Source organism: Streptomyces sp. NPDC101225 (assembly GCF_044767585.1).
Taxonomy (GTDB): Bacteria; Actinomycetota; Actinomycetes; order Streptomycetales; family Streptomycetaceae; genus Streptomyces.
In genome coordinates, this window is sequence record NZ_JBIWOE010000083.1 from 1 (window position 1) to 12,745 (window position 12,745).

At 74.4% G+C, this 12,745-nt stretch carries 15 protein-coding genes; 6 read left to right on the forward strand and 9 right to left on the reverse strand.

Annotated elements, in window-relative coordinates; all coding sequences use genetic code 11:
• Positions 1-531 precede the first annotated feature (531 nt).
• Positions 532-1,419, forward strand: coding sequence for an SDR family NAD(P)-dependent oxidoreductase (locus ACIRPX_RS45330; RefSeq protein WP_404206030.1), 888 nt, complete (start codon positions 532-534; stop codon positions 1,417-1,419).
• A 133-nt stretch (positions 1,420-1,552) separates the two neighbouring features.
• On the opposite strand, the gene ACIRPX_RS45335 is transcribed toward ACIRPX_RS45330, so the two are convergent.
• From ACIRPX_RS45335 to ACIRPX_RS45355, 5 genes are all read right to left on the reverse strand, one after another.
• On the reverse strand, positions 1,553-2,191 hold the full coding sequence (locus tag ACIRPX_RS45335) for a TetR/AcrR family transcriptional regulator (protein ID WP_404206031.1): 639 nt from the start codon (positions 2,189-2,191) through the stop codon (positions 1,553-1,555).
• Between the two features lie 136 nt (positions 2,192-2,327).
• Positions 2,328-3,146: a thioesterase family protein gene (locus tag ACIRPX_RS45340; RefSeq protein WP_404206032.1), complete on the reverse strand. Its 819-nt coding sequence runs from the start codon at positions 3,144-3,146 to the stop codon at positions 2,328-2,330.
• A 147-nt stretch (positions 3,147-3,293) separates the two neighbouring features.
• Positions 3,294-3,707: a VOC family protein gene (locus ACIRPX_RS45345; protein WP_404206033.1), complete on the reverse strand. Its 414-nt coding sequence runs from the start codon at positions 3,705-3,707 to the stop codon at positions 3,294-3,296.
• A complete protein-coding gene (locus tag ACIRPX_RS45350; RefSeq protein WP_404206034.1) occupies positions 3,704-4,288 on the reverse strand; it encodes a dihydrofolate reductase family protein in 585 nt (194 codons plus the stop codon). Before ACIRPX_RS45350 ends, ACIRPX_RS45345 begins: the two co-directional genes overlap by 4 nt.
• Positions 4,289-4,659: 371 nt before the next feature.
• On the reverse strand, positions 4,660-5,208 hold the full coding sequence (locus tag ACIRPX_RS45355) for a GNAT family N-acetyltransferase (protein ID WP_404206035.1): 549 nt from the start codon (positions 5,206-5,208) through the stop codon (positions 4,660-4,662).
• A 113-nt stretch (positions 5,209-5,321) separates the two neighbouring features.
• On the opposite strand from ACIRPX_RS45355, the gene ACIRPX_RS45360 reads away from it, so the two are divergent.
• The 4 genes from ACIRPX_RS45360 to ACIRPX_RS45375 all read left to right on the forward strand — a co-directional run bounded on the left by ACIRPX_RS45360 (position 5,322) and on the right by ACIRPX_RS45375 (position 9,509).
• Positions 5,322-6,485: a sensor histidine kinase gene (locus tag ACIRPX_RS45360; protein ID WP_404206036.1), complete on the forward strand. Its 1,164-nt coding sequence runs from the start codon at positions 5,322-5,324 to the stop codon at positions 6,483-6,485.
• The gene (locus tag ACIRPX_RS45365; RefSeq protein ID WP_404206037.1) at positions 6,482-7,141 is read left to right on the forward strand and encodes a response regulator; all 660 of its coding nucleotides are present in this window, start codon (positions 6,482-6,484) and stop codon (positions 7,139-7,141) included. The genes ACIRPX_RS45360 and ACIRPX_RS45365 overlap by 4 nt, the downstream gene beginning before the upstream one ends.
• A gap of 118 nt (positions 7,142-7,259) precedes the next feature.
• Positions 7,260-7,898 carry a GPP34 family phosphoprotein gene (locus ACIRPX_RS45370; protein WP_404206038.1) on the forward strand — a complete coding sequence of 213 codons (639 nt, stop codon included), beginning with the start codon at positions 7,260-7,262 and terminating at the stop codon, positions 7,896-7,898.
• Between the two features lie 21 nt (positions 7,899-7,919).
• Positions 7,920-9,509, forward strand: a complete 1,590-nt coding sequence (locus ACIRPX_RS45375) for a carboxylesterase/lipase family protein (protein ID WP_404206039.1) — start codon at positions 7,920-7,922, stop codon at positions 9,507-9,509.
• A gap of 322 nt (positions 9,510-9,831) precedes the next feature.
• On the opposite strand, the gene ACIRPX_RS45380 is transcribed toward ACIRPX_RS45375, so the two are convergent.
• Positions 9,832-10,545, reverse strand: coding sequence for an SDR family oxidoreductase (locus ACIRPX_RS45380; protein ID WP_404206040.1), 714 nt, complete (start codon positions 10,543-10,545; stop codon positions 9,832-9,834).
• Between the two features lie 167 nt (positions 10,546-10,712).
• On the opposite strand from ACIRPX_RS45380, the gene ACIRPX_RS45385 reads away from it, so the two are divergent.
• Positions 10,713-11,324: a TetR/AcrR family transcriptional regulator gene (locus ACIRPX_RS45385; protein WP_404206041.1), complete on the forward strand. Its 612-nt coding sequence runs from the start codon at positions 10,713-10,715 to the stop codon at positions 11,322-11,324.
• A 384-nt stretch (positions 11,325-11,708) separates the two neighbouring features.
• On the opposite strand, the gene ACIRPX_RS45390 is transcribed toward ACIRPX_RS45385, so the two are convergent.
• The 3 genes from ACIRPX_RS45390 to ACIRPX_RS45400 form a co-directional block, all read right to left on the reverse strand.
• A complete protein-coding gene (locus ACIRPX_RS45390; RefSeq protein ID WP_404206042.1) occupies positions 11,709-11,933 on the reverse strand; it encodes a hypothetical protein in 225 nt (74 codons plus the stop codon).
• Between the two features lie 44 nt (positions 11,934-11,977).
• Positions 11,978-12,214 (reverse strand): hypothetical protein, encoded by a 237-nt coding sequence (locus ACIRPX_RS45395; protein ID WP_404206043.1) that lies wholly within the window; start codon positions 12,212-12,214, stop codon positions 11,978-11,980.
• A gap of 151 nt (positions 12,215-12,365) precedes the next feature.
• Positions 12,366-12,745, reverse strand: a 380-nt coding sequence (locus ACIRPX_RS45400; RefSeq protein ID WP_404206044.1) for a DNA-directed RNA polymerase subunit alpha C-terminal domain-containing protein, incomplete at its 5' end; no start/stop codon positions are given.

The following is a 12,745-nucleotide window of genomic DNA, read 5'->3' on the forward strand; positions in this document are numbered from 1 at the left end:
CCCCAAGGCCCTACGTCTGGACGAAGACCGCAGACGAGATCCTCGAACGCCTCGCCAGTTATCTGAACAGAATTCCTGACTCAGATGACTAGGGGGTGTCTGACAATTAGTTCCTAGGGTGTCCCTTCGGGGCGGCGGGCAGGGACGGGGCGGCGGCTTGTGTGCCGTTGCCGCGGTTCCACCGGGCATGCTCCCGCGGTGCAGGCGCGGCGGGGAGGACCAGCCGGCGCTTCGGCGCGCGGGCTTCGAGGTGGTGCGTCAGGTTCGCGTCTAGCCGTGGGGCCAGAACGCGGCCGCGCGTCCCGCTGCCGACGGTCCGATCGGCGCGCTCTCCTGCGCCCGTCCCTGTGCGGCTCCCGCGGTCCGGACGGCTCGCAGGACGAGCCGCACCCGGTGCGAGCCGGGCGGGCGCCGGGCCCCGACGGTGCCCGGCCGCCTTCACCCCGCGGTGAGAACCATGACGATCACGCATACCGGCGGTGCCGAAGTTTCGTTGGACTCATGGTGACGGGCGTTTCTAGCGTTGCCCGCATGAACGCTTCCCGCATCGCCCTCGTCACGGGCGCCAACCAAGGACTCGGCCGCGCCCTCGTCGAGGGGCTGGCTGCCCGTATGGACCCAGACGACCTGGTCCTGCTCACCGGCCGCAACCACCAGCGCGTGACGGACGCCGCCGATGCGGTCCGCCGACTGCCCGGCACCCGTGCCCGCGTCGAGGGCCGGGTCCTGGACGTCACCGACACCGATGCCATCGCCCGCCTCGCCGAGGACCTCCAAGTGCGGTACGCGGGCGTCGACTTCGTCGTGTCCAACGCCGTCGCCCGGCTGCTGCCCGAGGAGTCCCAGGCCGGGCGCGCCGACGAGTTCATCGACGTCTCCAACGCCGCCACCCACGCGGTCCTGCGCTCCTTCACCCCTGTCCTGCGGCCGGGCGGCCGCCTCCTCGTCGTGGCCAGCAGCCTGGGCACGCTCGGCCACCTCGATCCCCGCCTGCATCCCCTGTTCGACGGCGCGAGCCTCGAACAGGTCGAGTACGCCGTCGAGTCGTGGCGCGGCGCCGTCCACAACGGCACCGCGCAGGAGGCCGGCTGGCCCGTCTGGCTGAACGTGCCCTCGAAGGTGGCCCAGGTCGCCGCCGTCCGCGCGGTGGCCGCCGAACGCCGCGAGCGCGATCTCGCCGCCGGCACCCTCATCGCCGCCGTCTGCCCCGGCATGGTCGACACCGCCACCTCCCGCCCCTGGTTCAGCGACTTCAGCCAGGCCCAGTCACCGGCCCGGGCCGCCGACGCCGTACTGGACCTGATCTTCGCCGAGCGCGTCGATCCCGCCCTGTACGGCGAACTGGTCCGCTTCGGCCGTCCCCTGGACTGGGAGGGCGGCACACCGCCCGTCGAGCAGGACCGCCTGCTCACGCCTTGACGACCGCTCCCGCCCGGTCCCCGACGACGCAAGCCGGCCGGGAGAGCTTCTTCCACGAACCCCGTCACCACGCCGTTCGGCCTCCCCGGTACGACCGGGACCTCCGGGCCGCCCGGCGCCGCGGCCGTGCCGCTCAGGCTCCGCCCGCTGACGCGGAGGGGGCGCTGGTGCGCAGCAGGGCCAGGGACGTGTCGAGCGCGGCTTCCAGGTGGGCGATCCCGCCGGTGGACATCAGGATGGTGACGCCGCCCTGCACCGCGGCGACGAGGGCGGCAGCGGTCCGGTCCGCGTCCAGCTGCCGGCCGAGTTCGCCGCTGTCCTGCATCCGCTCGATGCCCGCGCGCAGGGCCGACTGCCACTGACTGATCAACTGGCCCGTGAGGGCCTGCGAGGCGGGGGTGGTGCGGCCCAGTTCGGTGATCAGCATGCCGAGCGGGCAGTTGACGCCCTGCTGCTCGTAGCGCCGCACGACCGCGTCGCGCCAGTCCTGCCACGCCGACCACGTGCCCAGGTCGCTGAGATGCGGTTCCTGGTCCTCGAGGACGCGTTCGGCCTCGCGGGCGGCCACCGCCAGCAGCAACTCGTCCTTGCCGCCGGGGAAGTAGTGAAAGATCTGGCTCTTGCTGGTCGCGGTGCGGGCGCGGATGTCGTCGAGAGTCGTCCCGGTGACGCCTCGCTCGCGGATCTCCTCGGCCGCGCCCTCCACGATGCGGCGCCGGGTGGCCACACCCTTGCGGGTCAGGCGCGGTGCGGTCGCTCCAGCGGCGCTCACGGGGCCTCCTCCACGCCGGTGATCTGGACTTGCCGGTCCATTTTATGCGGGTGGACATCGCCGCGGCCGTTTTGCGTCGGTCCGGCGGTCCGGCGGTCCGGCGGTCCGTCCGGGCCGGCTGGGGCGCCGGGGCCGGTCAGGTGCCCGGTTGGGGGCGGACCGTGAGGATCTGCTGGGCCTGGCCGACCGGGCCGTGGACGTCGTGGAGGATCGTACTGGTCAGACCCTGGCCGGTGGGGCCGAAGACGACCGTGGTGTCCAGGCCCGTCCAGGGGCCGCGCGGCCGACGGTGCAGGTGGACGGTGAGGTCGACATTGGGAAACATCCACTCGGTGGGCGACTGGCGCACGGCGATGCCGTTGGCGGTGTCGACCAGGGCGAGGTACGAGGCGAGCGGGCTGACCTCGGCGCCGGCGACCAGTTCCAGCGGCGTCGAGACCCAGGCGGTCGTACGGCCCGGCTGGGGCCGGCCGACCGGGCGGACGTCCACCGAGGCGATGTAGCCGCCGGGCCAGGCGTCGGACATGCGCCAGCGGGTGAGCGACTCCGGCGGGGCGAGGCGGTCGTCGGGGCCGCCCGCGACCGCGGCGGTGTCCAGGGAGGTGAGGTACCAGGCGCGGGCGCGGACGACGGGACGCCCGGCGATCCGTACGACTGCTTCGAGGAGTTCGATGGTGCGGCCCGGGCGGACGGTCTCCACCGCGATCTCGCACTCGTCGAGGGCGAGACGGCCGAGGATGTCGTAGCTGATCCGGGAGAGAAGCAGTCCGCTGTCCGGGCCGGCGGCCCGATGGCGGTCGAGGGCGTGGACGATCAGTCCGCCCAGCGGGCTGAAGTGCTGTTCGTCCGGGTCCCAGGCGCCGCTCGCGTGGACCGTCGGCTTGTAGCGGTTCTCGTCTATGGCCTCGAAGTAGCTGCCCTCGGGGGAGGGCGAGGGTGCGGTCGAGAGGGACACGGGCTGTTTCTCCTGAGCCGTTCGTCAGCCGTCGTCGGGTCGGCGGGTCAGCACGTTACCGGCTCCGGGGCGTGTCGCTCCCGTGAGAAAGTGCACAGTGCACTCACTTTGTCCGCCAAGGGTCCCGCCCCGCCCGGCGTGAGCGCTTCAGGAGAAGTCCGCCGCCGTGATGCCGCCGGGATGTCCGGAGGGCCACTCCACCAACTCCAGCCGGTAACCGTCCGGGTCGGTGAGCCACGACGTCTGCGGGCCGTGGGGGCCGCCCGGGTGCTCGACGGGTCCCGGCTGCAGACCGGCGGCGGCCAGCCGCTCCAGGGTGCCGGCGAGCGTTTCCACCTGGATCGCCAGGTGGTCGAAACCGCTGCCCACGTCGACGCGTCCGTCCGCGGGACGGTGGACCAGTTCGAGCGAGGCCGCCGTTTCCCCGGGGAACGCGAGGAGCACGAGACGGCTCCCGGCGCCGGTGTCGATTCTGCCCAGCACGGTGTAGCCCACGGCGGTGTAGAAGCCGAGCGAGCGGTCCAGGTCGGTGACGCGGTAGGAGACGAAGAGCGTTTTCATGCGGTCTCCTGGGGACGGCGCACCCGGTAGCGGAGGTGGGTGACGTCCCGGTCCTCCAGCCGCCGGACGAGGTCGAGTTCGATGTGCCCGTCCCCGAGGTGGTCGAAGAGGCGCCGGCCGTCCCCGAGGAGGACCTGGACGAGGTGGATCTCCATCTCGTCCATCTGCCCGGCCCGGAGCAGCGCCTGGGCCGCGCCCGCCCCATGGACCATGACCGGCCGGTCCCCGGCGGCCGCGCGAGCCTGACGGGCGCAGTCCTCGACGTCGGTGACGAATCGCGCGTGGCCCGGTGGCACGTTGCCGTCGTCCACCTGGTGGGTGAGGACGAAGATCGGCACACCGTCGTGATGGTCGCCCTGCCAGCGCCCGGCGAGTTCGAAGGTCCGGCGGCCGGAGATGACCGCGCCGGTGGCCAGCGCCTCGCGGTAGACCTGTCCGCTGGGGCCGTCGGACTCCCGGTCGTCGAGCCAGTCGAACAGCCGTCCACCGGCCCGTCCGAGCTCCTGGCCCGGCCGATCGTCCGGGCCGGCGACGTAGCCGTCGAGCGACATCGACATGTACAGCCGAATCGGATTGCTCATGCTGGCCTCTCTCCTCCATGACACCGTGATCCGCCACCGCCTGGTCCGCCGGTGGGGTGGAACGTCATACGGAAGACTTCGGCCGGCCGGCGAACTCATCGGCCCGGTCCGCGCGGGCGCCCGTCTCGAACGCGCCCACCTCGTCGCCGGCGAAGACGGCCGGCGGGTGTGCGCCGGCCGGCCGACCAGGTGGGCGCCGCACCCGCGGCGGGTCGCCCACCGTCACCGGGACGGTGCTGCCGGGCGCGAACGCCCGACCGGCAGCACAGCAGCCGGCGCACCCCGGCCCCGCGTCCCGCCCGGGCCCCGGCCGCGGGTCTCGTCGCCATGGCGAAGGACCGGACGCCACAGAGCTGACGCGGCGCCCCGGCTCACCCGGGCGGCGGGACCGGCGGCCGCACGCCGAACCACTGTTCGGCGCCGTACTCCTCGTACCGCTCCACCTCGGTGAAGCCCAGTTTCGCCGCGAGGCGCAGCGAGCGGCCGTTGGCGGTTCGGGTCGTGAGCACCACCGGCTCGCCGGGGAGTGCGGCGGAGAACCAGTCGAGGACCGCCGTGCACGCCTCGGCGGCGTACCCGCGTCCCCACGCGTGCGGCAGGAGCATGTAGCCGAGTTCGGCCTCGCCGGCCTCCGGCCCGACGTGGACGGGCCGTTCCGCGTCGCGCCGGTCGAGCGTGATCATGCCGATCGTCGCACCGTCGAGCTCGACCACGAAGAAGCCGGGGCGCCGGCCGGGCACCTCGGGCACCGTCCGTTCGAGCTCGTCGCGCGGCCGGGCGCCACCGACGTACGTGCCCACCTCCGGGGAGGCGAACAGCTCGATCAACGCCGAACGGTCCCGGGCCTGCGACGCGCGGAGCACGAGCCGTTCCGTCTCCAGCGGGTCGGGTGGCCAGGCGACGGGTCCGAGTTCCTGCATGCCGGGCAACGTATCGCACGCCCGCGCGGGTGGGCCCGAACCCGTCCACGGCATGCGCCGCGCGCGTTCGGCCGGTGACCGGCCCCGCCCCCGCCGCTGGATAGGGTCGCCGGGTGGAGCGCAGCAGCAGGCAGCCGGACGAGGCGTTCGCCGGGGAAGCGAGGGGTGAGCTGTCACCCCGGGCGGCGCGGACGCTGTGGTGGGGGTCGGCCGGCCTGGTGCTGGCCGTGCTGGGCACCCCGGTGCTCGTCGCCGGCGCCGAGGACGGCCGGCGACTGCCCGCGGCCCTGGCCCTGGTCCTCGTGCAGGCCGGAGCGTTGCGGTGGCAGGCGAGCGCGCCCGCCGCCGTCCTGGCCGTGAACGCCCTGACGGGACTTGGGGTGTGGGCGCTGCTGCCCGCGGTGTCCCTGACCGGAGCGCTGCTCGCCGCGCAGATCACGCTGTGCGTGCTGTCGGCCACCCGGCCGCGCCGGATGTCGCTGCGTGCGCTTGCGGCGATGTGTCTGCCGGCGCTGCCGGCGTTCGGTGCCGGCGGCCCCGGGGGACTGGCCGTCTATCTGCTCACGGTGGTCCTGGCGTGGACCGCGGGCCAGTGGCGCAGGGCGCAGCGGGAACGGATGCGGGCGGAGGCGCGCCGGGCCGTGGTGGAGGAACGGGCGCGGATCGCGCGCGAGGTGCACGACGTGGTGGCGCACACGCTGTCGGTGATGGTCGTCCAGGCGGGCGCCGCCGGCGACGTGTTCACCGAACGCCCCGAACAGGCCCGCGAGGCGCTGCGGGCCATCGAGACGGGCGCCCGCTCGGCCCTCGGTGAACTGCGCCTGCTGCTCCGGGCGTTCGGACCCGAGGCAGGGCGGAACGAGCCCGGGGACCAGCCGCGGCCCTCGCTCGCGCGCCTGGACGAGCTGGCCGACACCGTCCGCGCGACCGGGATCACCGTGCACGTGCACCGCGAGGGCGCCACCGACACCCTGCCGGCCGCGGTGGATCTGGCGGCGTACCGGATCGTCCAGGAGGCTTTCACCAACACCCTGCGCCATGCGGCGGGTGCGGACGAGGTGAGCGTGCGAGTGACGGCGGAAGGGCAGCGTGTGCAGGTCACCGTGGTCGACAACGGCCGTACCCGGCAAGGCGGTTCGGCCATGGCGGGAGCGGGGCGCGGACTGGTGGGGATGAAGGAGCGCGCCCGGCTGGTGGGCGGCAGCCTGCGGGCGGGGCCACGCCCCGGAGGCGGGTTCGAGGTGGCCGCCCGACTGCCCGCGGAGGACGCGTCATGACGCTGCGCGTGGTGGTGGCCGACGACCAGGCCCTCGTCCGCACCGGATTCCGCCTGATCATCGACGCGCGGGACGACCTCGAGGTGGTGGGCGAGGCGTCCGACGGCGAGGAGGCGGTGCGGCTGACCCGGGACCTGGCGCCGGACGTGGTGCTGATGGACGTACGCATGCCCGCCGTGGACGGCATCGAGGCGACGCGGCGGATCGTGGCGCACGGCAGTGCGGCCCGGGTGCTCGTGCTGACCACCTGGGACGTGGACGCGCACGTCGTCGACGCCCTGCGGGCCGGGGCCAGCGGCTTCCTGCTCAAGGACATCCGGCCCACCGAGCTCGTCGACGCGATCCGCCTCACCGCGCGCGGCGACGCGCTCCTCGCGCCCACCGTGCTCAGCCGCGTCCTCGACCGGTTCCTGCGCACCTCGCCCGACCCGGCGCCGCCACCCTCCCTCCGGGACCTCTCCGGCCGCGAGCGGGAGGTGCTCACCCTGATCGGCCAGGCCCTGTCGAACGCGGAGATCGCCGGACGGCTGGGCCTGTCGGAGGCCACCGTCAAGAACCACGTCACCGCGGTGCTGCGCAAACTGGGCCTGCGCGACCGCGTCCAGGCCGTCGTCGCCGCCTACGACCACGGCCTCGTGGAACCGCGCCGCCCCTGACCGGCTCCGGCACCTCCTCCTCAGGGAGGAGACCGGGCCGCGCTCCTCCCACGCTCCCAGTCACGGACCGCTCCGCCGGCCGATCCGTGGCCGGGCCGTCCGCCCGTAGCGTCGAGGTGTGATCGACGACCTGCCCAGCCTCATGTATCTGCTCGCCCACGACGACATGGCCGAAGGCCCCTACGACCGCCCGCGGACCCGGCTGCTGCTGCGGGCCGCGGCCCTGATCGACCTCACCCTGCGCGGCCGCCTCAGGGAGATCGACGGCACGGTCACCGTCTCCGGCGGCGGACCGACCGGCAACCCCGCCCTGGACGGCCTGCTGCGCGACGCGGCCGGCGGCCACGGCTGGAAGCACCTCGTGCGCACCCACCGCAGGCGGACCCTGACGGAGGTGGAGGACCGGCTCGCCGCGGCGGGAGTCCTGAGCGTGCGGGAACCGCGCACCCCCTTCGGCTCCCGGCGTGCGACGGTCACGGACCGAGCCCTGCCCAGCGCCCTGCACGCGCGCGTGTCCGCGGCGCTGCGCGGCGAGGTGCCCGTGCGGGACCTGCCCACGGCCGACGCCGCGCTGCTCGCGCTGGCCGCGGCGGGCGCCGTCCCGTCGGTCGTCCCCCGGCAGGACCGGAAGACCCACCGGGACCGCATCGACGCCTGCACGGGAGCCCTCGCCGCCCTCGCGCCCGGCCTGGAGAAGGCGGTACGCGACCTGCCCACGACCATGATCGCGGCGCAGGGCGGCATGGGCGGCGGCTGACCGGACCGAAACGGGGAGACGATGACCACGCACCGCGTCCTGACCACCCTGGGCTGCGCCCTGGCCGCCGTCCTCGCGACGGCCTGGTCCACAGCGCCACCGGCACAGCCCGGCACCCGGCCCGCCGCGCCGACGACGGTCCGTACCCACCACGGCCTCGTGCGGGGCGCCGCCCACGACGGCTACCGCACCTTCGAGGGCCTGCCCTACGCGGCACCCCCGGTCGGCAGCCTCCGCTGGGCACCACCCCGTCCCGCGGCCGACTGGGCCGGTGTACGGGACGCGACCCGCCCCGCGAGCGCCTGCCCGCAGCCGGCCGGGGAGGTGCCCGGCGGCAGCACCGACGAGGACTGCCTCCACCTGAACGTCACGACACCCGACGGCGCACGACCCGCGCACCCCCGGCCGGTCGTCGTGTGGCTGCACGGCGGAGGCTTCACCACCGGGGCGGGCAGCTCCTACGACGCCCACCGCATGGCCACCCGGGGCGGCGTCGTGGTCGTCACGGTCAACTACCGCCTCGGAGCGCTGGGTTTCCTCGCGCACGCCGGGCTGCCCGGCTCCGGCACCTTCGGGCTGGCCGACCAGCAGGCGGCGCTGCGCTGGGTCCGCGCCGAGATCGGCGCCTTCGGCGGCGACGCGCACCGTGTGACCCTGGCCGGTGAATCGGCGGGCGGCTACAGCGTCTGCGCCCAGCTCGCCTCACCCGCCGCGGCGGGCCTCTTCGACCGGGCGGTCATCGAGAGCGGCCCGTGCACCGGCCGTGCCGACCGGCCCTTCGCCCCGTCCTCCGTCCCGCTGTCCACGGCACGCGCCACGGGCGCGGACCTCGCGGCCAAGGCGGGCTGCGGCTCCGCCCACGACGTGACGGCCTGCCTGCGGCGCGTGTCCGTCCCCCGGCTCCTGGCGGCCCAGGGCGGCGACCAGCAGCCCGCCTACGCAACCCCGTTGCTGCCCAGCGCCCCCGAGGCGGCGATCACCTCCGGCCGCTTTCACCACGTCCCGGTCCTCCTCGGCGGCAACCACGACGAGGGCAACGGCTGGGCCGCCGGGATCATCCAGGCCGGCCACCCCGTCACCCGCGGCACCTGGCCCGACGTCGCGGCCACCTTCTTCCCCTCCCCGGGGGAGGCGGAGGCGATCGTCCGCGAGTATCCGGTGCACCGCACCGACGGCGGCCCGGTGTTCGGCGCGGTCGTCGGCGACGCGGACTTCGCCTGCCCGACCGCACGGACGGACGACCTGCTCTCGGCCCACGTACCCGTGTGGCGCTACGAGTTCGCCGACGAGCACGCGCCACCCCTCACGTCCGGCACACCGCCGTTCCCGCTCGGTGCCCCGCACGCGAGCGAGCTGCCCTACCTCTTCGACCTCGGCGGCCGCCCCCGCGACCTGACGGCGGCGCAGCGCCGCCTGGCCGACACGATGATCGACTACTGGACCGCCTTCGCTCGCACGGCCGACCCCGACGGCCCGTCGTCACCGCACTGGTCCCGGCGGACGGTGCAGTCCCTGGCGCCGGACCACATCGCCCCGACCCGCACGGCGCGGCTCCGCCACCACTGCGCGTTCTGGAACGCCCTCACGGCGCGTGGCGGCGCCTCCGGGTGAGGAGGAAACCGGCGGGTACGCCGCCGCCGCGGTCCGGGAGACCAGGAGTCCGCACGCCACGCCGACGCGCCGACGACTCCCGCCACTGCACTGTCGTACTGCCCGTTCTCGTCCGCCCGTCGCACCTCCCGTTCTCGCCCACCCGTCCGCCGTCCGCCGTCCGCCGCCCGCGTCGGGCGTCGTACGGCGGCGGCCCCGACCGCGTCCGTCCTGCGTGCCGGCGCGTCGACCGCCGTGTGGGCAGCGGTATCCGGGTCCCCGGCCGTCTGGGCCGGGCCTGCGCACGCGTGGTTCGTGGTGAGAACCGAGTGGGGCGCCGTCGTCAGGCGCGCGCGTGCACGCCCATGCCCCCGGAGACGACGAGGTCGTCGCCGGTGACGTAGCCGGCGGCGTCCGAGGCGAGGAAGGCGACGGCCTCGGCGATGTCGGAGGGAGCGCCGGCGCGGCCGAGAGGGACGTCCCGGGCCCAGGAGTCGAGCATGTCCGGGGTGACACCCATCCTGGCGTAGACGGGGGTGTCGATCAGCCCGGGGCTGACGGCGTTGACGCGGATGCCGCGGGGCGCGAGTTCCAGCGCGAGGGAGCGCATGAGGGGCAGCAGAGCACCCTTGGCAGCGGTCGTGGCGGCTCCGATTCCCTCGCCGGCGCCGATGGTGAACACGACGGAGGCGCCCTGGCCGAGGAGGGGGAGCGCCTTTTGCAGGGTGAAGAAGGCGCCCTTGACATTGATGTCGAACAGGGCGTCGAAGGCGTCCTCGTCGGTCGACTCGATCGGGCCCGGACGGGAGACGCCCGCGTTGAGGAAGAGCAGGTCGAGGGAGCCGAGATGCTGGCGGGCCTGGTCGATCGCGTGGTCGATGTCCGGCAGGGACCGCGCGTCGGCCCGGACGGTCAGCACCTCCTCGGGAAGTCCGGCGTCGGCGAGGTGGGTCACTCCGGTGACCAGGACGCGGTAGCCGCGGGAGTGGAGCAGTTCAGCGGTCGCTTTGCCGATGCCGCTGGTTCCACCGGTGATCAAAGCTGCAGGTGCGGTCATGGTGCGTTCCTTTGCGTGGTCCGGAAGGGAGAGGGATCGGCCGGTCCGCCGGACAGCGCGCTCGGCCCCGCCGGGCACCGGTCCGTGTGGCAGCGTATGACTGATTGGCAGTAGCTGCCAAACTGCAGGTGAGTGTCACCCTGGCAGTGCTGGGCTAATCTGGTGGGATGAACCAGCAGGAAGCCAAGGCGGCGACGGGCGCACCGGCCACGCTGTGGGACCGGACCCGGCGCCTGGCCTCCCGGGAGATCCTCGAGACGGCCCTGCGCCTGTTCACCGAGCAGGGCTACGACGAGACGACCATCGCCCAGATCGCCCGTGAGGCCGGCGTCTCCCAGCGCACCCTCTTCCGGTACTTCGGCACCAAGGAGGACCTGCTCGGCGGCGGCCAGGAGCGGTTCGGGCAGGTCCTGGCGGACACCATCGGCGAACAGCCCGCCGAAGCCGGCGTCTGGGAGGTCCTGCGCGCGGGAATCGCCGCCGTACTGGCCCTGCACGACAGCCGTGAACAGGCACTGGAGCGGTTCCGCCTCCTGCACGACACCGCCTCGCTGCGCGCCGGCTGGCTCGAGAAGCGGCTGCGGTTCCAGGAGGACCTGCTGCCGCTGATCGAGGCGCGCCTGGACGCTCCGGCCGGCGGCGCGGACCCGCGGGCCCGCGCGGTGATCGCGACGGCGTTCGCGTGTCTGGACGCCGCCTCGATGGCTTGGGTCGCCGGCGACGGCAAGGGCGACATCATGGATCTGTACGACGAGTGCCTGGCGGCCGTGCGCGGCTGACGCGCGGCGGGCGACGGTCGGGGGAGAGGCGGTCCCGTCCCGCCGGCGGGCGTGGGCCCGTCCCGAGGTCCGCGCGCGTCCCGCCCGTACCGGCGTGCCTGGGCGAGGCCGTGGCCGCCCGTCCCGCCCGCGGCGATGAAGCGGCGACCGGCGACCGGCGGCCGACGGCGTGCCGACCCGTCGGGGGGAGCAGGCCCAACCCTCGTGGTTCGGCGCCAGGGTGATCTCGGGACCCGGCGCACCACGTCACGGCTGCCGGCCGTCCGGAGCGGCGGGCAGGTCCGCGGGGCCACCCGTCGTCCGCACGCGGCAGGCCGCGGTGGGTCCGCTCCGCGCGGTCCGGGCCGGGTGAGGCCGGCCGGCTCGCGACGACGGGCGTGCCGGTCAGCCGGGCGGCTCCGGACCCCACCGGTCGGGCCCCACCCCGCGCCAGTCGATCCACGGCACCCCCGCCACGTCCGCCGGGTCGATCTCCAGCCCGGCCCGGCGCAGGAACTCCGCCACGTCGGCCACGTTGTGCGCGAGGCCGAGGATCTCGCCGTCCACGCGTACGCGACGGCCGCCGGAGGGTGACGGCGGTTGGACGCTCACGCGGATCGGTCCGGACATGTCCTCAGGATCATCCGCGGCGTACGGCTGCGCATGCCGGCGTGTCATCGATGACGCCGCTCGCGCACCGGTCCGTCCGGCTGCCGCCCCAGTTCGCACAGTTCCCGCCATGCCGCGGGGGACGGCCGCCGCTGCCCCCAGCAGGGGTGGAAGAACGTCTGGGTCGACAGCTGGTACAGACGCCGGCGCAGCTCGGTGCAGCCAGGCCGCCGGGCGAGTCGGCGGTAGGTGGCGCTCCACTCCAGCTGAGCCCGCGCGAGGTCGTCGGGGAACGTTCGCATGACCGAATTCAATCATGTGTTCGATTTTTTGGGCCAGCGGGACCCGACCGATGGGACATACGCCGCAAGGCCCCCTCGGGACGATTCCCGAGGGGGCCTTGCGGGGCCGGTGCCGCCAGATGCCGATGCGCGGGGACCTGGCAGGCGGCGGTCAGTACTGCTCGGTCTCCATGAAGCCCGTGCTCGCGTTGTCGTCCGCGTCGAAGGCGTCCACGGCGGCGGTCGGGTCGAATCCGGGCGGGCTGTCCTTCAGGGCCAGGCCCAGGCCGGCCAGCTTCGCCTTGACCTCGTCGATCGACTTCGCACCGAAGTTGCGGATGTCGAGCAGGTCCGCCTCGGAGCGGGCCAGGAGCTCACCCACCGAGTGGACGCCCTCGCGCTTGAGGCAGTTGTAGGAGCGGACCGTGAGCTCCAGCTCCTCGATCGGCAGGGCCATGTCGGCGGCCAGGGCGGCGTCCGTGGGCGAGGGGCCCATGTCGATGCCCTCGGCGTCGATGTTCAGCTCGCGGGCGAGACCGAACAGCTCCACCA